This is a genomic window from Paeniglutamicibacter kerguelensis (assembly GCF_017876535.1).
In the GTDB taxonomy this organism is placed as follows: domain Bacteria; phylum Actinomycetota; class Actinomycetes; order Actinomycetales; family Micrococcaceae; genus Paeniglutamicibacter; species Paeniglutamicibacter kerguelensis.
This window is the reverse complement of the sequence record NZ_JAGIOF010000003.1, coordinates 22,007-39,684: the sequence shown is the minus strand read 5'-3', so window position 1 is coordinate 39,684 and position 17,678 is coordinate 22,007. Positions and strand designations below refer to the sequence as shown.

The following is a 17,678-nucleotide window of genomic DNA, read 5'->3' as shown; positions in this document are numbered from 1 at the left end:
TCCATGCAGTCAGCTATCCCGGTAACGTTCATCACTGGATTCCTTGGAAGCGGCAAGACCACACTGGTCAACCGGCTTCTCCAGCAAAAGGAAGGGCTCCGGGTGGGGGTGGTCGTCAATGAATTCGGCGAACTCCCCATTGACGGATCCCTGATTTCCCGCAGTGAGGGGATGGACATCGTCGAACTGGCTAACGGGTGTGTTTGCTGCGCCAGCCGGGGCGACCTCGAAGGGGCACTGAGTGCCCTCGCCTCTAGTGGCAAGCCGCTAGACCATATCCTGCTGGAAAGCAGCGGGCTCGCCGATCCCGGGCCCGTCATTGAGAGACTGGTCAGTCCGCCGCTCTCGGATGCCCTGCACCTGCAGCAAACCGTCACGCTCGTGGATGCGGCAAACTTCGATAGGAACCTCGAGCATGCCGAGGCCGCCTACAACCAGATAACGCACGCCGACCTTTTGGTGCTCAACAAGACCGACCTGGTCAGTCCCCAGGAGGTCGAACAAATTCGTGCCGGATTGGAATTGTTGAACCCATCGGCCCCCGTGCTGGTGGCCGTCAGGGCTTCCTTGGACCTTGCCGATTTGCTTGCCTACCCACCCCGCATGGAGGCGGCGGAATCCAGCCCGTCACTTCGCGGGGAGCACGTTCCGCATGCCGCACACGGGAGGTCGATGACGAGCATCAGCCTGACATCCGAACTGACCCTGGACGAGGACAAATTCCGTTCCTGGCTGGGCGGGCTGCCCCCGACGGTAATCAGGGTCAAGGGGATTGTGAAGGTCTTCCGGGCCGGCGAAAGCCGCGATCTCATTGTCCATGTGGTCTCAGGGCTCATCACCCTGGAAGATGCCACGGAAATAGGTGTGGACGGACAACGGGGAGTGGTGGTCATCGGCAGTGACCTCGATGATCCTGCGATTCGCAGCGGTTTCCAAGGCTGCATTGGGCGAGCGGAGGAACAAGTAGTCCCCGCCTGACGGTGAGGCCGTGCACATGCCACGATTATGGGTGGCGAGTTGGGGTACGTGGGTAACTTGTGGCTTGTGTGCGGGCGGTCGTTTGGGTCCCGCTGTCCATCATGTGTGCAGCGGCAAGACCGGAGGAATTTTCTTGCGCTGTGCACCTGTGGGCAGGGGGCTGGCGAAGTACCCCGGGAGTAAGAAGTGGGGACAAGATCCAAATAGGATCTTGCCCCCACTTCTGCGTTGGCACACTATTCGGTCGGTGCACTTCCAGTGCTGTCATCGGTCGATACAGTGTTTTTCTTGGTGCGCTTGCGGGTGGCGCGCGCGGGGCTGATCTTGTTCAGCTCCTGTTGCGTCCAGCCCTTCTTCAGCGCGTTGGTGAAAGCCTGCTTTTCTGTGGCTTGCGCTGTGAGTAGGTTCTGTTCGGCTTGTACGCGTGCTGCGACGGCCTGGGCAATCTCGTTGGCCGCCTGCATGCGCAGGTCATTTTGTGCTTGAAGTTGTTCCAGGATGCGGGTTGCTGCATCGCTCATGTGATCATCTCCGATTCATTCGGCATCCGGTGCTGTCGCCGGCCTCGGCCCGTTCTGTGACAGGACATTTCCCCTTCAGGCTACCCACAGAGCACCCCGTTTTGAAAGCATCCACGACATCAGATTCCAGGGTCGCGTGACCAGAAACGACGGAGCAAGCTATAGACTTAGGTGCCCTAAGTCGCTTGTCGTGCTTTACTGCGTCTCACTTGTCTGGAACACTTGAACCCAGAATTGGTTTCAAGTGGCGTTGCACTGGGCGGAGGTGGCGGGGATGCGCGATGGCATGGACCGTAAGCGTCAGGCGAATGTTCCCGGTGGCCGGATGACTCGCCGTGTGGTGAAGTTGTCGGTTGCCCAGGATGCCGCATTGCGTGTCCATGCAACCGAGCTTGGGGTCAGCGTTCCGCGTCTGTTGGTTGAAAGCACGCTGTCGTCTTTCTCGGGTGAAACCCTGAAGGAGCGCCGGGACCTTTTGACCGCTCTTTTCACGTTGCAGCGCGGCCTTGCCGCGGCGGGGAACAACATCAACCAGATTGCCCGGGCCGCGAATGCGACCGGCGAAATCGCCCCCGAACTGAACGCATCCTTGGCGCACCTTCGGTCCACGGTGACGCGCATCAACGAGTGCCTGGAAGTGCTCGCAATCTCGGATGATCCGTCATGATTCCCAACGTCACTCGCGGTGCCCGCATGAACGGACTCATGGCCTACCTGGTCGGCCCGGGGCGCGCGAACGAGCACGAGAACCAACGTCTGGTTGCCGGGGATGACCAAGTCACTTTCGCCGTGCCGGTTGGCACCGCTCTTGATGCATCGAACGCGTTCGAGGTCTCCTACGTCTTGGATCATCCGCGCCGCATCCACGGAACCACCGTGATGGTTCCCGAGTACGCACGCGACGGGGAAACCCAGGAGTTTCTGCGTGATGAATCGGGCAGGAAGATCCGTGTCGGGGAACGCCACGGCGAGGTCTGGCATTGCTCCCTGGCGGTCGAGGCCGGCTACGGGACACTGGATGACGAGAAGTGGGAAAAGATCGCCCACGAGTTCGTGAACCGCATGGGTTTTGTCGACCCCGACGGGGCCAAGTCATCGCGTTGGGCGGCGGTGCACCACGGGGCCTCCAAGAACGGCAACGACCACATCCACCTGGTGGTCCAGATGGTGCGCGAGGATGGCGGGAAGGCCAACGTACACAACGACTTCCACCGCACCCAGACCGTGTGCCGGGAGCTCGAGCAGGAGTTCGGGTTGCCACGGTTGGAGTCTGCCGAGGTCGGCCGCGGGCTGGCCGGCGAGAAGCCGGCCGAGCGCGCCCGCGCGGACCGGCAGGGTGCGTCGTACTCGGATAAGTTCGAGCTGCGCCGCCGCCTTCGTGCGGCCCTGGCCACGGCCAACACCTCCGAGGAATACCTGCGCCATGCGCAGGACTTGGGCGTGCGCATCGCACCAAGTTTTGCCCGTGGATCGAACACCGAGGTCCGCGGTTACAAGGTTTCCCTCGTCGGTCGAGACGAGGGCGCCACGGCGTTCTGGTACGCGCCCAGCAAGCTTGATTCAACGCTTGGGTGGCCGGACATCAACGTGCGCTTCGGAGAGGACGGCAAGGCCGCAGGCAACGCCTACCTCGCGTCGCTGCATTCCTCGCATGCGGATCGTGAACACACCAAGGCCCGCTTGCATGGCTTCTCCGAGGCACAGGTAGAACGCATGGTCAGCCACAAGACCGGTCCGGACACCTTGGCCAACATCTACGCACGCCTGTCGGTGCAGCTCGAACGCAACAAGCCGGGCCGGTTCGCCCAGCTATCCGAAACCTATGCCCGGGCAGCCCAGGGCCAGGGCAACGCCCGGTATGCAGCCCGGATGGTGCAACGTTTCGCCAGCAAGGATTCCACGCGCGGATGGCTTGCCGTTGCCAAGCAGGCCGGCCGTTTGGGAACGCTGATGGCACAAGGTGCGATGGCGCAGGAACGCCGCCGGCTGGCCACCACCAGCACCCGACTCTTGGCCGAGGTCGAACAGATCGTGAACAGCGCGGCGGCGCGGATTGAAAAGGAGAACCTCGTTCGGGCAGGGGCTCAGCCATCAAAGACACCGGATGGTCCCTACCGTGATTGGAACACTCGCCATCAACCAGGAACGTCCACGGAACGTGGGCACGAACGTTAGCGAAGGTGATGAACATGATGGAGCAGGAAGAAACCGAAATCGTCCAAGACCTTGGACGCACTGCACGATTGATCCTTGGATCCGGGATGCAGGCGGCCGAGCAGGCGCAGCGGCGTTCCCATATGGAGGGGCAAGAGCGGCTGGCGCAGGAGCAGCGCGCCCACGCTGCATTGTTGGCCGATGGCGCTCGTGAACGTGCCATGGTCGAGCAAATCCGGCGTGACTTCTCCTCGTCGCCATTTTGGAAGAATGCGGGTTCGGAATCCATCGCCGACCGCATGACCGTCGCCGCCGAGCTGGCTGCACGGCACCCGGAGGCCGGACGCACCTACATGGACGGCGCCGACCGCATCCGCAACCAATTTGGCATCAACGTCGAGGACATCAACCGCGACCACCCCACCGCGCCGGCCGACCGGCACGCCGCATTGCGGGATGCCCTGGATGACTACTTCGCCAGCCACCGCCTGGACGCCGAAAGCGATGAGACCCCGGACGCGGATCACGACCAGGACATGGCCGCGGCAAAGGTTGCCCAGGCAACCCAGCCGGGGGAACGCGCCGAGGTGGAGCGCGTGGAGGAAGCCGCGCACCTGAACCTCGCAGGGGACGCGGGTGCGGAGGTTGCCCGGGACCAAAAGAACGCGCAAGGCCAGGAAGCCACGGAGGCTTCGAGACCTGAGAAAACCGAAGGGCAGTGGAATCCCGGTGAACCGACACCGGGCGCCGCCCAAGCCCTTTCCTCATGGCGGGAAAAAACCGGCGGCAAGTCAAACCCCAACTTCCCGGACGAACCAAGCCTCACGAACTCCAACACCGCGATGAAGAACCGCAAGCGCGTCATCGGTGCCGCCCAGCCGAACCGGACCCAAGAAAAGGTGCTTATCCGATGATGTCGGTCCCGGATGAAGAACTGGTGGACCTCGACGGACCCACCGAGGAACCCGAGGCACCGGCCGAGCCTGCAGGTGGCGGGCAGCCCGCCCAGGCGCCGTCATTCACCTACCGGGATTGCGAGCAATGGCTGCAGGAATTGGCGCTGCCGCATTACCTGCGCAAGCTCGACGGCACCCGTAAATGGGCGCCCAACTGGTTCGACTACCCGGAAGCCGACACCCTGGTCCAAGCGCTCTGGGTGACCTGGGAACAGATGAAGTTGGACGGGCCCCAAGCGATCCTCGTGTACTACCGCGACTACTTCTACCCGCTGATGGACCGGCTCACCGGCCCCGACGGCCCATTCCACGCCTACGACGAGACCACGCACCCCCATTTGCCGGAGCCATGGCCGACGATAGCGGCACCGGCAAGCCACTTCCCCGAAGCGGATATCTAGCCTTACGCGAGAGAGTGAAGGGCCGACCCAATAGGGTCGGCCCTTCACTCTCTCTTATGGCTAGAGCCGAACGATCTTCTTGTTCATGAATTCCTCCATGCCCAGGGCACCCAGCTCGCGTCCGACACCCGAGCGCTTGATGCCGCCGAAGGGCAGATCGGCCTGGGAACCGCCAGCTGCGTTGATGTAGACCATTCCGGCGTCGATTCGCTCACCCACGCGCCGTGCGCGTTCCGGATCCGCGCTGAAGACTCCCGAACCCAGCCCGTAGACCGTGTCGTTTGCCAGTTCAATCGCTTCTTCCTCGCTGGCGGCCCTGTAGACAACCACCGCGGGGCCGAAAAGCTCGCCGTAGTAGGCGTGCATGTCCTTGGTGACACCGGTCAGCACCGCGGGTGCCACGTAGGCCCCCGGTCCGTCGATGTGTGTGCCTCCGGTGTGAAGGGTTGCGCCCTTGGCCACCGCGTCGGCGATCTGCTCGACGAGTTCGTCTGCGGCTGCCTGCGAGGAGAGCGGAGCCAAGGTGGTGCTTGGATCCGCAGGGTCCCCCGGCTCGAAGGCGGACATCTGACCGGTTAGCTTCTTCACGAATTCGTCGTAGATGTCGTCCATGACGATCATCCGCTTCGGCGCGTTGCAGGCTTGGCCGTTGTTGCCCATGCGGGCCGCGACGGCGACCTCGACGGTCTTGTCCAAGTCGGAGCTATCGAGCAAAACGAGCGGATCGGATCCGCCGAGTTCCAACACCACCTTTTTCAGGTTTCGCCCGGCCTCCATGGCGACCGCGGAGCCTGCCCGCTCGCTGCCGGTCAGCGAGACGCCCTGGACCCGTGGGTCGGCGAGCATCGAGGCGATCTGGGAGGCCGACGCGTAAACGTTGATGTACGCATCGGCGGGAATGCCGGCGTCGTGCAGTACCGACTCGATCGCTGCCGCGGATTCCGGGCAGTTGCGTGCATGCTTGAGAATGATGGTGTTCCCCAGAACCAGGTTGGGCGCGGCAAAGCGGGCCACCTGATAGTAGGGGTAGTTCCACGGCATGATGCCGATCAACGAACCGATCGGGCGCTTCTGGATGACCGCGTTGCCGCCCTGGATCGCGAGAGTCTCGTCTCCGGCCAGGGTGGGCCCGTTCTCCGCATAGTAAGTGAAGATACTTACGACGGTCTGCAGCTCTCCCTTGCTTTCGTCGATCCTCTTGCCCATCTCTCGGGTGATGATCGCGGCAAGTTCGTCGGTTCGCTCGGCAAAGATCTCCGCGGCGCGCTTGACCAGACGGGCGCGTTCGGCGATGGGGGTTTCGCGCCACGACAGGTAGGCCCGGTGTGAGCGGTCCACCGCGTCGCTGATCTCTGCGTCCGTGGCATCCGGGTATTCGGCGACGAGTTCTCCGGTGGCGGGATTGATGACCTGATACATAGTGATTGCCTTTCCTGTTGGTGGGTTAGAGCAGGCCGCGGGCGCTCAGGTTGCGGGCAAAAGCCCAGATTCCCTGGGTCCATGGCTCTGCTTCTTCGGCGTGCTTGACGGTGTTGCGGAGCATGCCCAGCTTCGGGTTGGAGATGGAAACCACGTCACCGACCTCGTGGGTGAAGCCTGCGCCCGGCGCATGCCGGTCCTGGGTTGGCGAGAACAGCGTCCCGGTGAAGAGCACGAATCCGTCCGGGTACTGGTGGTGCTTGCCGTGGGCGTGGCCGATGAGCTCCTCCGGATCGCGGCTGATCTTCTTCATTGAGCTGGTTCCATCCATGGCGAACCCGTCGGGGCCTGAGACCTGCAGCTCGATGTCCAGCTCGCGCACATCGGCCATGGAGAAGGAGTCATCGAACAGGCGGATGAAGGGGCCGATGGCGCAGGAGCGGTTGTTGTCCTTGGCCTCGGTCAGCAACAGCGCGCTGCGACCTTCGAAGTCGCGCAGGTTGACGTCGTTGCCAAGCGTCGCGCCCACTGCCCGTCCATCCGAGCGAACGGCAAGGACCACTTCGGGTTCGGGATTGTTCCAGGTGGAACGCGAGAGCACGCCGATGTCGGTGGCGGTGCCCACTGAGGACAATACGGGGGCCTTGCTGAAGATCTCGGGGTCGGGTCCGATGCCGACCTCGAGGTACTGCGACCAGAGCCCTTCGGCCTGCAGGATTTCCTTGACCTGTGCGGCCTCGGGCGAGCCCGGGCGCACCGTGGAGATGGCTCCGCCGATGGCCGTGGAAAGACGCTCGCGGATGGCCAAGGCCTTGGAGGAATCGCCCTGGGCGCGTTCCTCGATCACTCGTTCAAGCATGCTCTCGACGAACGTGACGCCTGCAGCCTTGATCACCTGCATGTCGATGGGGGAGAGCAGATGCGCCCTATCGGTGTCTCCGGCTGCGGTGGCGGCCAGGAGATCTTGCAGTTCCCAGCGGCGGCCGCCAAGATCCTGCTGAACGGCCGACAGCAGGTCCTCGCGCTCCAACAGGGTGGAAACCGTGGGCTCCACCGCGGAGATGTCCACGGCCTGGTCGCCAATGACGACGACGACGCAGGGGCCGCCGACTTCCGGGTCGAAGACGCGGCCAACCAACAATGCCTGTTCTGCGTCCAGCGGCAGCAGATCGGTTACTGAAAATTCCATTGCTTCCTCGTTCATTAGAGTGATACTGGTTCTTGGTTGGATGACAGATCGACGGCGCCGGGTTCGCCGCCGTCGTACCAGGCAAAGAATTCCCACAGTTCGCCGCAGGGGCCTGCAAGGTAGAGGCAGCGTGCGTTCCACGGGTAGTCTGCCGGCGCGTCATAGAACTCCACGGATCTGGCCACGAGTTCCTCGTGCATGCGATCGATGTCTTCCGGGCTGTCGAGCTTTACGGCGAGCATGACGTTGTGGCCCTGTGGTTCTTCGCGTTGCGACCTGACACCGGTGGTTTTCTGGATATGTTCCGCGTCCCAGAGGGCCAGAATGACCCCGGGGCCGGCGAAGTCCGCGAATCCCGGCATTCTGTGTTTCAGCGTGAAGCCGAGCTTCTCGGTGTAGAACTCGATGGAATTATCCAGGTCGCGGGTGATGAGGCAGATATCGGTGATGGTTGGCTTTTGCATTAGTTCGCTTCCTTTGTGGCTGTCGGGTCTTCAACGGTCCAGTCGTTTTCGTGCGGGAAGAGCCATCGCTGGGGCATGAGTGCCGGGGCCGGGATCTTGCGGACGAGGCCGTTGTAGTCGATGATCACGTGGGAGTCTAGGCAGTATGTGCCCATGAGCTCGCGGCAGACACCGCACGGGTTCGTGACGATGGCCCGTCCGTCGTCGTCCAGGCAGAGCGCCACCATGGTGGCGATTTGGTGGTCCCCGGCCATTTCCGCGTTGGCGATGGCGGAGGACTCGGCGCAGACGTTCACGCGACGCGAGCCCAGGTGCAGGCCAAGGTAGATCTCGCCCGAGAGGGTTCTCACGCCCGCGGCGACGACATGTTTTTCAGGATCGTGGCGGGCCAGCAGCAAATCCCTGACGCTGTCGAAGAGTTCGAGGTCGACCGGGTTTAGTTCTTCTACGTGCATGTTCTAGGACTCCATGTTCGGGGTGGCGATTCTGACTCCGCCGTCCTTGGTTGTTCTGGCCAGTACGATCAGGCCCACGAACGCGATGAGGTACGGGAGCATCTGTGCGATTTGGGGTGGCATGACCGAGTCGTTGACCTGGATGGCGACGGCAGATGCCAGGCCGAAGACCACGCTCATGAGGGTCAGAAGCAACACGCGTCCGCGGCAGAAGATCACTGCCGCCAGTGCGACGAAGCCCAGGCCGTTGGTCATTCCCTCGGTGAATAGGGTCAGTTGGCCGATGCTCAGCTGGGCGCCGGCGATGGCGCACAACGCGAAGCACCAGACCTGCGCCAGGATCCTCATGCGCTGCACGTTTCCGCCGGCCGCGGCCAGTGCGGCGGGGTGTTCACCGGCTGCCTTGAGGTGGCGCACCAGCACCGTGTTCTTGACCGCGAAGATGGCCACGGCGACGATGGCCCAGCTCAGGTAGGTGAGCACGGTATGGCCGGACAGGATGGGGCCCAGCACCGGGATCCCGTCGATGAACGGAATCCGGTAGGTGGGCAGTGAGGGGATGCCCGGGGCGCTGAGGGTGCCTTTCACGCCGAACAGCGATCGCAGCAGGTAGACGGTCGCGGCGCCGGCAAAGATGTTCAGCACGATTCCGGCGATGAACACGTTGACATTCAGCCGGGTGATCAGCCAACCGAAGATCAGGCCGCTGAGCACACCGGCGGCAATGGTCAGCGTGACGGCTGCGAAACCCGAGCCGAAGGTCAGGCCGAAAACCACGCCTCCGAAGGCCCCGAAGAGCATGCCGCCTTCCAGCCCGACGTTGAGATCCTTGGTCCATTGCGTGGGTAGGCATGCGAGTGCGGCGAGGAGGATGGGTGTTGTCAGACGCACCCCGGATCCTAGAAAGGAATCGAGCAGTTCCATCGGTTACTTACCTTCCGAACGAATGAGGAGTTTGTTCAGCCCGGCGAGGCGGGAGAACAGGCCTGCCCGCGCGGTTGCCGCGATGATGATCCCGGAGATGAGGATGAGGGACAGTTCCGACGGGACGGTGGAGACCTGTTCGATGCCCCGGGCCGCCGAGCGCATGACGCTGTAGACGAGAACCCAGACGACGGCGGAGAGCGGCCTGGCCCTGGCGATCATCGCCAGCAGCACGGCGTCCCAGCCGATGCCGGTGCCGATCTCGGTCCAGAAACGGCCCTGGGATGCGGTGACCAGCAGTGCCCCGGCGATCCCGCACAGCGCGCCACTGGTGGCCATTGACCCGATGCGGGAGCGTCGGACGTTGATGCCAACGGCTGCCGCGAAGGCCGGGCTTTCCCCGGTCATCCGCCACCGGTAGCCGGTGACGGAGCGTTCGCTGAGCCACCAGGTGGCGGCACACAGGATGATGACAACGAATAGTGCGGAGGTCAGTTGGGTCTGCGGCACTAATTCGGCGAACATCGCCGTTTCGTGCACTGCCTTGGTGGTTCCGCTTTGGCGTGCGGGATCCCGCAGCGGGGCCGTGGCCAGGTAGGCGCAGAAGAGCATGATGATGTAGTTCGACAGCAATGTGGAGAGCACTTCGTCGACGTTCCAGACCGCGCGCAGCCAGCCCAGGCCTGCGGCGACGGCCGCGCCGGTCAGGGCCGAGACGGCCAGGCACAGAAACAGGTGCAGCCCGGTGAACATGGGTCCGATGTAGGCGCCGGTCAGGGCAGCGGCCATGGCGCCGGCGTAGATCTGGCCTTCGGCCCCGATGTTGAACATGCCCGAACGGTAGGCCAGGGCAACGCCCATGGTGGCGACGAACAACGGTAGGCCCCAGGCGAGGGTCCGGGCGATGCTCTTGGCATCGCCGACTGCATAGTCAAGGCCGGCGAGGATCGTCGGCAGCGGTTGGAAGCCCTGGGCCTGGATCAACAGGACGGCGAGCAGCAGGCCCACGGCCAAGGTGAAGACCCCGGGACCCAAGCGCCTTGCCAGGGAAAGGCCGGTCGGTGCGGTTGAACGTTTCCCGCGGCCCGTGGACTGTGGGGGGTTCTTTAGCGGTGTTGTCAGGCTCATCGTGCCACTTCCATTGTCTGCGCGCCCATCATGTACATTCCCAGTGCCTCCCGGCTGGTCGCGACGGTTTGCTGCTCGGCGACCACTTCGCCTCCATACATCACCAGCACGCGGTCGGAGAGCCTCAGGATCTCGTCCATGTCCGCGGAGATGAGGACCACCGCGCAGCCGGCGGCGGTGGCCTCGGCCACCTGGTTGTAGAGGAACTCGATCGCGCCGAGATCCACGCCGCGGGTTGGCTGGGCGAGGATGATGCAGTGCGGGTTGTCTTCGAGTTCGCGGGCCATCACGATCTTTTGCTGGTTGCCGCCGGAGAGCGTGCTGCATTTGGCATCGGGCCCGGAGGTCTTGATGCCGTATTTGCCGATCATGTCCACGGCCCATTGGCGCACGCCGCGGGAAAATGCGATCCCCAGCCCCGCCGGGGAATTGTCACGCCGCAGCAGGCCGGCGCTGATTCCCTCAAGCACCGATCCGTTGAGCGGAATGCCTTCCAGGTGTCGGTCTTCGGCAACGTAGGAAAGTCCCTTGGAGCGGCGGTCGGCGACGTTGAGTCCCTCCAGCTCATCGTTCCGAAGCAGGATGGTCCCGCCGGTGAGGCCCTGGATGCCGACCAGCGCCTCGGCGAGGGTGCTCTGTCCGTTGCCTTCCACGCCCGCGATGCCCAGGACTTCGCCCGGCCGGACGCTGAAGGACACGGATTTCAGGGCCGCATCCGATCCGAATTTGTCGGTGTTGAGGCCTGTGACTTCGAGGACCGTTCCGTCCCCGGGCTGCGTCCGCTGCACCCTGCCGAGGTTGACGTCGGTACGCCCGGTCATGGCGGCCACGACGCTGGCGGCATCGGTCTGCGCGGCGGTGAACGTCTGGATCGTCTGCCCGTTGCGCAGCACAGTGATCCTGTCGGCCACCGCGAAAACCTCGCGGAGTTTGTGCGAAATGAAGATGACGGAAGCGCCGTCCTTCGCAAGCGTCTTGAGCAGGATGAAGAGTTCTTCGGTTTCCTGCGGGGTCAGGACCGCGGTGGGTTCATCAAGGATGATGATCCTTGCGCCCCGGTAGAGAACCTTGATGATTTCAAGTTTCTGCTGGGTGGCCACGTTCAGCGTCCCTGTGATGGTCTCGGGGTCAAGGCTGATTCCCAGGCGCTTCATGGGTTCGAGCAGGGATTCGTTGGCGGCCGCGTGGTCGAAGAGCCCGTTGTGCCGGGGCTCGGCGCCGAGGGTGACGTTTTCCGCCACGGTGAACCCGGGCACGAGCATGAAGTGCTGGTGCACCATGCCGATGCCGTGGTTGATCGCATCCATGGGCTTCTTGAATCCGACGGGCTGTCCGTCCATGGAAATGCTGCCGCCATCGGGCTGGTACATGCCGTACAGGATGCGCATCAGGGTGGTCTTGCCAGCGCCGTTCTCGCCCACGAGGGCATGGATTTCACCCGCTGCGAGATCGAAATCCACGTCCTTGTTGGCCACGACCGGCCCGAAAGTCTTGGTGATCTGCCGCAGTTCAAGAACGGGGCGCGTGGGGTGCGCGTCGTTACTTGGCATCGGGGCTCACCGCGCCGCTGACCAGCTTGGCCTGGAGTGCCTCGAGCTCCTTGACGCGCTCGGCCGGGACCAGCTTGTCGTCGTAGAGCATTTCCCAGCCGTCTTCGGCGAAACCGTAGCTGCGCTGCTCGCCGTGCTTCAATTTGCCGTCGCTGAAGTCCTTGGCCATGGAGGTGATGACCTTGTCCACGCGCATGATCAGGCTGCCCGGGACCTTGCCGGGAGCCAGTGCGCTCTTGTCGGCCACGATGCCGACGGGGGCAATGCTGCTACCGGATTTGGCCGCGTCGAATGCGCCGGCGCCGGAAAGGCCGGCATAGGCAAAGACGCTCCGTGCCCCGCGGGTTTCCAGTCCAAGTGCCACCTCGCGGCCCTTGCTGGGATCGGTGAAGGAACCCACGTATTGTGCGAGCACCTTCATGTCCGGTGCGACGTTAGATACGCCGGCGGTGAATCCGCCCTCGCAGTTCTTCACCACGGGGGCATTGACGCCGCCGATGAAGCCGGTCGACACCGCAGAGGCGTCTTCGCCGACAGCCGCCGCCAATGCACCGGCCATGAAGCAGCCCTCGGCCGTGCGGAACTCGGCGGAAAGCGCCTCGGGGCTGTCTACCTTGCCGTCGACGAACACGAACGTGGTGTCCTTGTTTCGGTCGGCTACTTCAGTCATGGCGTCGATGGCTTCAAAGCCCAGAACAAAGACCAGGTCGTTCGCGTCCGCGGCATCCTGCAACAACGGCGCAAAATTCTGGGCCTGGAGCTGGCCTTCGTAGGTCTTCACGGTGGCACCGAGATCGGATTCGAGCGGTTCAACCGCGATGCCGGCCTGGTCGAAGAAGTCTCCATCGCCAAAGGCGTTGTCCACGAAAATTCCAACCTTCAGGCCGGAGTTCGTGGCTGCGGTGGAGGCCGGTGCCTGTCCACCGCAGGCGGTGAGGGAAATACTCAAACCCATGCCCAGGGCCATGGCCGAGAGAAGCTTCTGCGTGGACAAATGAGCGATGGTGGGAGTCGATGCCATGCTGTGTGCCGCCTTAAGTATGTTTGCAATTTATCTACTTCACCCGAGCCTCATGGCTGCGAGTTGCAGGTGTCACTTGAAACCTTTGCAAGAGAAATTTCTTCAGGGCTTGTGATACCAGTCACGGACTAACATATAATCATCATATGATCTGAACAAGTGATCTTCGAAACATTTCTCCGAACAGCCAACGAACGCGGTCCGCAGAGACCGCCGGATGGGATAACAATCAATGAGTCAGCGAGTAGTTGTAACGGACCATGCGTTCCGTGATGTGGAATTCGAGAAGGCGATTGCGGTCAAGCATGGTGCGGAATTCGAATGCTTCTCCTGCGTCGAGACGGAAGAAACCATCAAGTCCATCCGCAATGCGGATGTCGCTTTCGTGAACTTTGCACCCATGAGCCGCGAAGTCCTGTCCCGCTTCAAGCCCGGTGCGACGGTGATCCGCTATGGCATCGGATACGACAACGTGGACATCGATGCCGCGAAGGAATTTGGAGTTGCGGTGGCCAACGTGCCGGACTATGGAGTTGAAACCGTTGCTGACCACGCTGCTTCAAGCCTGCTCGCGGTTCTTCGGCGACTGCCCGTATACGATTCGCTGATCAAGACCAACGGCTGGGCCAAGCCCGCCGAGGTGGGGCCGCTGCGGGGCTTCAGGTCAACCACCATCGGGTTGGTCGGGCTGGGTCGCATCGCCCAGGCCGTGCACCGTCGCTTGGAACCCTTCGGGTTCAGCTTTGTCGCGTTCGATCCATTCTGTAGCCCTGAAATCTTTGAACAATTGAACGTGAAATCCGTCAGTCTCGAAGAGCTCTCGGAACAGGCCCACGCCGTATCGCTGCACGCCCCGAGCACCCCGGAAAACCATCACCTCATCGGGCGTGAATTCCTTGGACGGATGCAACCGGGAAGCGTCATAGTGAACACGGCCAGAGGACCTCTCGTGGATCTGGACGCCCTTGCCGAAGCCGTACAGGACGGGCGCCTGGCCGGCGTCGCGCTGGATGTCACCGACCCCGAACCGTTGCCGGCGGATTCGCCCCTGCGAAACTTCCCCCAGGTCATATTGACGCCGCACGCAGCCTTCTACGATGACGATTCCTTGGCAAACCTGCAGCGACTGGCCAGCGAGGAAGCAGGGCGCGCACTTAGTGGCGAGCAATTGCGGTGCCGAATTGCCTAAGACCAAGGAAACTGGAACCATGCACAGTGAAAACAAGGCAATGTCAGGGATGTTTCCAAACCCAAGGCCGAAGCGGAACAGGCTTTCCGAGCAGGTCGCAGATCGAATCACCGCGGATGTGATCAGGCGCGGCTTGAAGCCCGGCGACCGCCTGGAAACGGAGCCGGAGCTCGTCGAACAATATGACGTCAGCCGGTCGGTGATTCGCGAGGCAGGCCGGATCCTGGATGAACGCGGACTGGTGGACATCCGCCCTGGCCGAGGCATGGTGGTTGCCGCATTCGACGGATCGGGGATCTCCCGCCAGTACGAACTCATGCTCGAGCTGACCGATGGAACCTTTAGGCAGCTCATGGAGATGCGCCTTGTCTTGGAAGTCGGAATGACCGAGCTTGCGGCAAACAACCACACCGATGAAGACGAGGCCCGAATCCGGGAGACCCTTTCTGGCTACAACTCGGCCGGTGCCGACCAGCAGATGGCTCTCGAGTGGGACCTGGCATTCCACCGGGCCATTGCTGTCGCATCCAGCAACCCCTTTTTCGTGCACAGCATCGAACCAATCAACGGTTACCTGCGAAAAACCTACAAATCCAGCCTGGGCTATGTGGCAGAGCAGGACGCCACCATGAAGGAACACACAGCCATCGCCGAGGCAATCTTCGCGCGCGACGGAAACAAGGCAGCAACCATGGCCCGTGCGCACCTGGAACGCGTCCTTGCCGCCAGCGAACACCTCACGACAACCAAGAAAGAGAACTCATGAACACGGCAAGTGAAGAACAGCAGACAACCGACACGCTGGCCTGCCTGCCCGGCAGCTTTAGCCTGGCGGGAAAGCACATCCTGGTCACCGGTGCCGGTCGCGGCCTCGGTCAGGGAATGGCCTTGTCCGTGGCAGCCTGCGGCGGGCGGGTAACCGCCGTCTCCCGTTCCGCCGACGAACTCGCCCGCACCGCCGAACTTGCAGCGGAACGTGGCGGGGAATGCGCCATCCTGCCCGCCGACCTGTCAGACGTGGCGGGAATTGATGAGTTGGTCCGCGCTGCGGCGGAGAACGGGCCGATTGACGGGGTTATCCATGCAGCAGGCGTGCAGCTGCGCAAGGATGCCGTGGACATCACCCCGGAGGACTGGACCTTTGTCCAGACCATGAATCTGCAGGCCCCGTTCTTCCTGAGCGCCGCCATTGCCCGGTTGCAGAAACAAGAGAAACGGGGAGGTTCGCACGTATTTATCGGCTCCCTGAACAGCAGCATCGGGTTGCCGCGTATCGCACCTTACGTCGCAACCAAGACAGGGATTGTCGGTGTCGCCCGCTCGTTGTCGGCCGAATGGGCAGCTGATGGCATCCGGGCCAACGTCATCGGTCCGGGCTACTTCCGCACCAAACTCACCGAAGACTTGCTGGCCCAGCCGGAACAGCACGCACGGATCATGGGCAGGATTCCCATGCGTCGCCTCGGCGACCCTGCGGATCTGGGCGGCATGGCAGTGTTCCTGCTCTCCGACGCCTCCAGCTACATCACCGGACAGCTGCTGAATGTCGACGGCGGCTGGCTGGGAGCCTGACAGCTGCCTGGCATAACCCGCAGCACTCGAATACTACAAGGATGACAAGAGGAGAACCATGACGTTGGTCGCTAGTTCAATCATTGCGGGACATCCCGTCACCGGCAGCGCAGGGCAGGTCCGGGGAGTCAACCCGGCCACCGGCGAAAGCCTGGAACCCACATTCACATTTGTTGACGAAACCGCCGTGGTCCAAGCGGCGGAGGCCGCATGGCAGGCCTTCGACACTTATCGCAGTACTTCGCCCGAGCAACGCGCTGCGTTCCTTGAACTCATCGCCCACCATATCGAGCAGGACAAGGAGCGCATCGTTGACCGGGCCGGGCTGGAATCCGGCCTGCCACAAGGGCGCCTTGCTGGAGAACTTGGCCGGACCACGGGACAGCTGCGGCTCTTCGCGCGTGAACTGCGCATCGGCGCGCACCAGGAAGTCCGCATCAACAATGCACAGCCAGAGAGGTCTCCGGCACCAGCTCCTGACCTTCGCCAGCGGCAAATCCCCCTCGGGCCGGTCGCAGTATTCGGGGCAAGCAACTTCCCGCTGGCGTTCTCAACCGCCGGTGGCGACACCGCCTCGGCCCTGGCTGCGGGATGTCCAGTGATCGTCAAGGCGCACAACGCCCACCCCGGCACTGCAGGGCTGGTGGGGCAGGCCGTGACTCGGGCTGTTGCAGAAGCCGGTCTCCCGGTCGGAGTCTTCTCGCAGCTATTCGGTGCAGGCTCCGCCGTCGGGCAGCATCTGGTCGCACATCCCCGAATCAAGGCCGTGGGATTCACCGGATCCCGCGGTGCCGGAGTCGCCCTCATGAAGACGGCGGCAGCACGCCCGGAACCGATTCCCGTCTACGCGGAAATGTCCAGCATCAACCCCGTGGTCATATTCCCAAGTGCCCTCGGCAGTGCAACGCAGGACCTTGCTGCAGGTTTCGTCGCGTCCCTGACCATGGGGTCGGGCCAATTCTGCACCAATCCCGGGCTGGTCTTTGTCCCCGCAAACGATGACGGTTTTGTTGCTGCAGCGGGCAGAGCGCTCGCTGCAGCCGATGGGCAGACCATGCTGACGGCTGGCATCTGTGATTCATATCGGCAAGGTGTACATCGGCTTGTGAAAACCGAAGGTGTCACTGCCGTCTCCGAGGGCCAGGAAATAGTTGGCCGGAACGCCCCGGCTCCCACGCTGTTCTTATCCGACACCCAGGTCTTCCGGAGCACCCCGGATCTGCAGGAGGAAATCTTCGGCTCTGCGGCCCTGATAGTGCAGTACCAGGACGAAGAAGACTTGGCCTCCGCGTTGGAGAGTCTCCAAGGCCAGCTGACGGCAACCGTGCATGCAGGGGAACAGGATTGCTCGGGAGCCGGGACGATCCTGCCGGTTCTGGAGCGCAAGGTCGGGCGGATTCTCTTCAACGGATGGCCCACCGGCGTGGAAGTCAACGATTCGATGGTCCACGGCGGGCCATTCCCGGCCACCTCCGACTCACGAACGACCTCGGTCGGGTCGCTCGCCATCTACCGTTTTCAGCGACCGGTGAGTTACCAAAACATTCCGGCAGACCTGTTGCCGGAAGCACTGCAGGATGCCAACCCATGGGGCCTGCCCCGACGGGTTGACGGTGTGCTTCAAGACTAAATCCATAGCGAGCGCCAAGGGTTTATGCGAACCTTCGGCGCTCGCTAATTCCTATGCTGCATCTTGCGCTCTAAGAACCGCATGGGCGTAACTTCTCAGGTGGTGGGCGGTAGCCAAGGACTTCCCG

The 17,678-nt window shown here is 62.8% G+C and carries 18 protein-coding genes; 9 read left to right on the top strand and 9 right to left on the bottom strand.

Translation table 11 applies throughout. The features are described 5' to 3' along the window. Positions 1-3 precede the first annotated feature (3 nt). On the top strand, positions 4-978 hold the full coding sequence (locus JOF47_RS19285; protein ID WP_210001982.1) for a CobW family GTP-binding protein: 975 nt from the start codon (positions 4-6) through the stop codon (positions 976-978). Between the two features lie 236 nt (positions 979-1,214). Here JOF47_RS19285 and JOF47_RS19280 read toward each other — a convergent pair whose 3' ends face one another. Beyond that, positions 1,215-1,499: a hypothetical protein gene (locus tag JOF47_RS19280; protein ID WP_210001980.1), complete on the bottom strand. Its 285-nt coding sequence runs from the start codon at positions 1,497-1,499 to the stop codon at positions 1,215-1,217. Positions 1,500-1,773: 274 nt separating this feature from the next. Here JOF47_RS19280 and mobC point away from each other — a divergent pair, with 274 nt between their 5' ends. From mobC to JOF47_RS19260, 4 genes are read left to right on the top strand one after another with little or no spacing between them, the layout of a single operon-like run. Further along, entirely contained in the window at positions 1,774-2,166 is a 393-nt protein-coding gene (gene mobC / locus JOF47_RS19275; protein ID WP_210001979.1) for a plasmid mobilization relaxosome protein MobC, read from the top strand. Next, a complete protein-coding gene (locus tag JOF47_RS19270) occupies positions 2,163-3,674 on the top strand; it encodes a relaxase/mobilization nuclease domain-containing protein (RefSeq protein WP_210001977.1) in 1,512 nt (503 codons plus the stop codon). The genes mobC and JOF47_RS19270 overlap by 4 nt, the downstream gene beginning before the upstream one ends. A 14-nt stretch (positions 3,675-3,688) precedes the next feature. Beyond that, positions 3,689-4,567 (top strand): hypothetical protein, encoded by an 879-nt coding sequence (locus JOF47_RS19265; RefSeq protein ID WP_210001975.1) that lies wholly within the window; start codon positions 3,689-3,691, stop codon positions 4,565-4,567. Beyond that, a complete protein-coding gene (locus JOF47_RS19260; RefSeq protein WP_210001972.1) occupies positions 4,564-5,010 on the top strand; it encodes a DUF4913 domain-containing protein in 447 nt (148 codons plus the stop codon). The genes JOF47_RS19265 and JOF47_RS19260 overlap by 4 nt, the downstream gene beginning before the upstream one ends. A 60-nt stretch (positions 5,011-5,070) precedes the next feature. On the opposite strand, the gene JOF47_RS19255 is transcribed toward JOF47_RS19260, so the two are convergent. Genes JOF47_RS19255 through JOF47_RS19220 form a run of 8 tightly spaced genes read right to left on the bottom strand, consistent with a single transcriptional unit; the run spans position 5,071 to position 13,160 of the window. Then, positions 5,071-6,429 (bottom strand): NAD-dependent succinate-semialdehyde dehydrogenase, encoded by a 1,359-nt coding sequence (locus JOF47_RS19255; RefSeq protein ID WP_210001970.1) that lies wholly within the window; start codon positions 6,427-6,429, stop codon positions 5,071-5,073. A 25-nt stretch (positions 6,430-6,454) separates the two neighbouring features. Beyond that, positions 6,455-7,618 carry a fumarylacetoacetate hydrolase family protein gene (locus tag JOF47_RS19250; RefSeq protein ID WP_210001969.1) on the bottom strand — a complete coding sequence of 388 codons (1,164 nt, stop codon included), beginning with the start codon at positions 7,616-7,618 and terminating at the stop codon, positions 6,455-6,457. A gap of 14 nt (positions 7,619-7,632) precedes the next feature. After that, positions 7,633-8,082 carry a VOC family protein gene (locus tag JOF47_RS19245; RefSeq protein ID WP_210001966.1) on the bottom strand — a complete coding sequence of 150 codons (450 nt, stop codon included), beginning with the start codon at positions 8,080-8,082 and terminating at the stop codon, positions 7,633-7,635. Next, on the bottom strand, positions 8,082-8,537 hold the full coding sequence (locus tag JOF47_RS19240) for a cytidine/deoxycytidylate deaminase family protein (RefSeq protein ID WP_210001964.1): 456 nt from the start codon (positions 8,535-8,537) through the stop codon (positions 8,082-8,084). The genes JOF47_RS19245 and JOF47_RS19240 overlap by 1 nt, the downstream gene beginning before the upstream one ends. 3 nt (positions 8,538-8,540) lie before the next feature. Continuing rightward, entirely contained in the window at positions 8,541-9,428 is an 888-nt protein-coding gene (locus tag JOF47_RS19235; protein ID WP_210001962.1) for an ABC transporter permease, read from the bottom strand. Between the two features lie 36 nt (positions 9,429-9,464). Next, on the bottom strand, positions 9,465-10,589 hold the full coding sequence (locus tag JOF47_RS19230) for an ABC transporter permease (RefSeq protein WP_210001960.1): 1,125 nt from the start codon (positions 10,587-10,589) through the stop codon (positions 9,465-9,467). After that, the gene (locus JOF47_RS19225) at positions 10,586-12,139 is read right to left on the bottom strand and encodes an ABC transporter ATP-binding protein (RefSeq protein WP_210001959.1); all 1,554 of its coding nucleotides are present in this window, start codon (positions 12,137-12,139) and stop codon (positions 10,586-10,588) included. Before JOF47_RS19225 ends, JOF47_RS19230 begins: the two co-directional genes overlap by 4 nt. Then, entirely contained in the window at positions 12,129-13,160 is a 1,032-nt protein-coding gene (locus JOF47_RS19220) for a BMP family lipoprotein (protein WP_210001957.1), read from the bottom strand. The genes JOF47_RS19225 and JOF47_RS19220 overlap by 11 nt, the downstream gene beginning before the upstream one ends. Positions 13,161-13,392: 232 nt before the next feature. Here JOF47_RS19220 and JOF47_RS19215 point away from each other — a divergent pair, with 232 nt between their 5' ends. From JOF47_RS19215 to JOF47_RS19200, 4 genes are read left to right on the top strand one after another with little or no spacing between them, the layout of a single operon-like run. Continuing rightward, on the top strand, positions 13,393-14,349 hold the full coding sequence (locus JOF47_RS19215) for a C-terminal binding protein (protein ID WP_210001955.1): 957 nt from the start codon (positions 13,393-13,395) through the stop codon (positions 14,347-14,349). Between the two features lie 49 nt (positions 14,350-14,398). Continuing rightward, positions 14,399-15,115 carry a FadR/GntR family transcriptional regulator gene (locus tag JOF47_RS19210; protein ID WP_210001953.1) on the top strand — a complete coding sequence of 239 codons (717 nt, stop codon included), beginning with the start codon at positions 14,399-14,401 and terminating at the stop codon, positions 15,113-15,115. Then, complete coding sequence (locus JOF47_RS19205; RefSeq protein WP_210001951.1) at positions 15,112-15,921, top strand: SDR family NAD(P)-dependent oxidoreductase; 810 nt, start codon at positions 15,112-15,114, stop codon at positions 15,919-15,921. The genes JOF47_RS19210 and JOF47_RS19205 overlap by 4 nt, the downstream gene beginning before the upstream one ends. A 58-nt stretch (positions 15,922-15,979) precedes the next feature. After that, the gene (locus JOF47_RS19200; RefSeq protein WP_210001949.1) at positions 15,980-17,551 is read left to right on the top strand and encodes an aldehyde dehydrogenase (NADP(+)); all 1,572 of its coding nucleotides are present in this window, start codon (positions 15,980-15,982) and stop codon (positions 17,549-17,551) included. Positions 17,552-17,678 lie beyond the last annotated feature (127 nt).

What these genes read in the sequence shown, in the direction of transcription:
- JOF47_RS19225 (WP_210001959.1), bottom strand. Translation starts at nt 12,139, where the DNA reads ATGCCAAGTAACGACGCGCACCCCACGCGCCCCGTTCTTGAACTGCGG.
- JOF47_RS19230 (WP_210001960.1), bottom strand. Translation starts at nt 10,589, where the DNA reads ATGAGCCTGACAACACCGCTAAAGAACCCCCCACAGTCCACGGGCCGC.
- JOF47_RS19220 (WP_210001957.1), bottom strand. Translation starts at nt 13,160, where the DNA reads ATGGCATCGACTCCCACCATCGCTCATTTGTCCACGCAGAAGCTTCTC.
- JOF47_RS19200 (WP_210001949.1), top strand. Translation starts at nt 15,980, where the DNA reads ATGACGTTGGTCGCTAGTTCAATCATTGCGGGACATCCCGTCACCGGC.
- JOF47_RS19215 (WP_210001955.1), top strand. Translation starts at nt 13,393, where the DNA reads ATGAGTCAGCGAGTAGTTGTAACGGACCATGCGTTCCGTGATGTGGAA.
- JOF47_RS19210 (WP_210001953.1), top strand. Translation starts at nt 14,399, where the DNA reads ATGTTTCCAAACCCAAGGCCGAAGCGGAACAGGCTTTCCGAGCAGGTC.
- JOF47_RS19240 (WP_210001964.1), bottom strand. Translation starts at nt 8,537, where the DNA reads ATGCACGTAGAAGAACTAAACCCGGTCGACCTCGAACTCTTCGACAGC.
- JOF47_RS19280 (WP_210001980.1), bottom strand. Translation starts at nt 1,499, where the DNA reads ATGAGCGATGCAGCAACCCGCATCCTGGAACAACTTCAAGCACAAAAT.
- JOF47_RS19265 (WP_210001975.1), top strand. Translation starts at nt 3,689, where the DNA reads ATGATGGAGCAGGAAGAAACCGAAATCGTCCAAGACCTTGGACGCACT.
- JOF47_RS19270 (WP_210001977.1), top strand. Translation starts at nt 2,163, where the DNA reads ATGATTCCCAACGTCACTCGCGGTGCCCGCATGAACGGACTCATGGCC.
- JOF47_RS19250 (WP_210001969.1), bottom strand. Translation starts at nt 7,618, where the DNA reads ATGGAATTTTCAGTAACCGATCTGCTGCCGCTGGACGCAGAACAGGCA.
- JOF47_RS19285 (WP_210001982.1), top strand. Translation starts at nt 4, where the DNA reads ATGCAGTCAGCTATCCCGGTAACGTTCATCACTGGATTCCTTGGAAGC.
- JOF47_RS19205 (WP_210001951.1), top strand. Translation starts at nt 15,112, where the DNA reads ATGAACACGGCAAGTGAAGAACAGCAGACAACCGACACGCTGGCCTGC.
- JOF47_RS19260 (WP_210001972.1), top strand. Translation starts at nt 4,564, where the DNA reads ATGATGTCGGTCCCGGATGAAGAACTGGTGGACCTCGACGGACCCACC.
- JOF47_RS19245 (WP_210001966.1), bottom strand. Translation starts at nt 8,082, where the DNA reads ATGCAAAAGCCAACCATCACCGATATCTGCCTCATCACCCGCGACCTG.
- mobC (WP_210001979.1), top strand. Translation starts at nt 1,774, where the DNA reads ATGCGCGATGGCATGGACCGTAAGCGTCAGGCGAATGTTCCCGGTGGC.
- JOF47_RS19255 (WP_210001970.1), bottom strand. Translation starts at nt 6,429, where the DNA reads ATGTATCAGGTCATCAATCCCGCCACCGGAGAACTCGTCGCCGAATAC.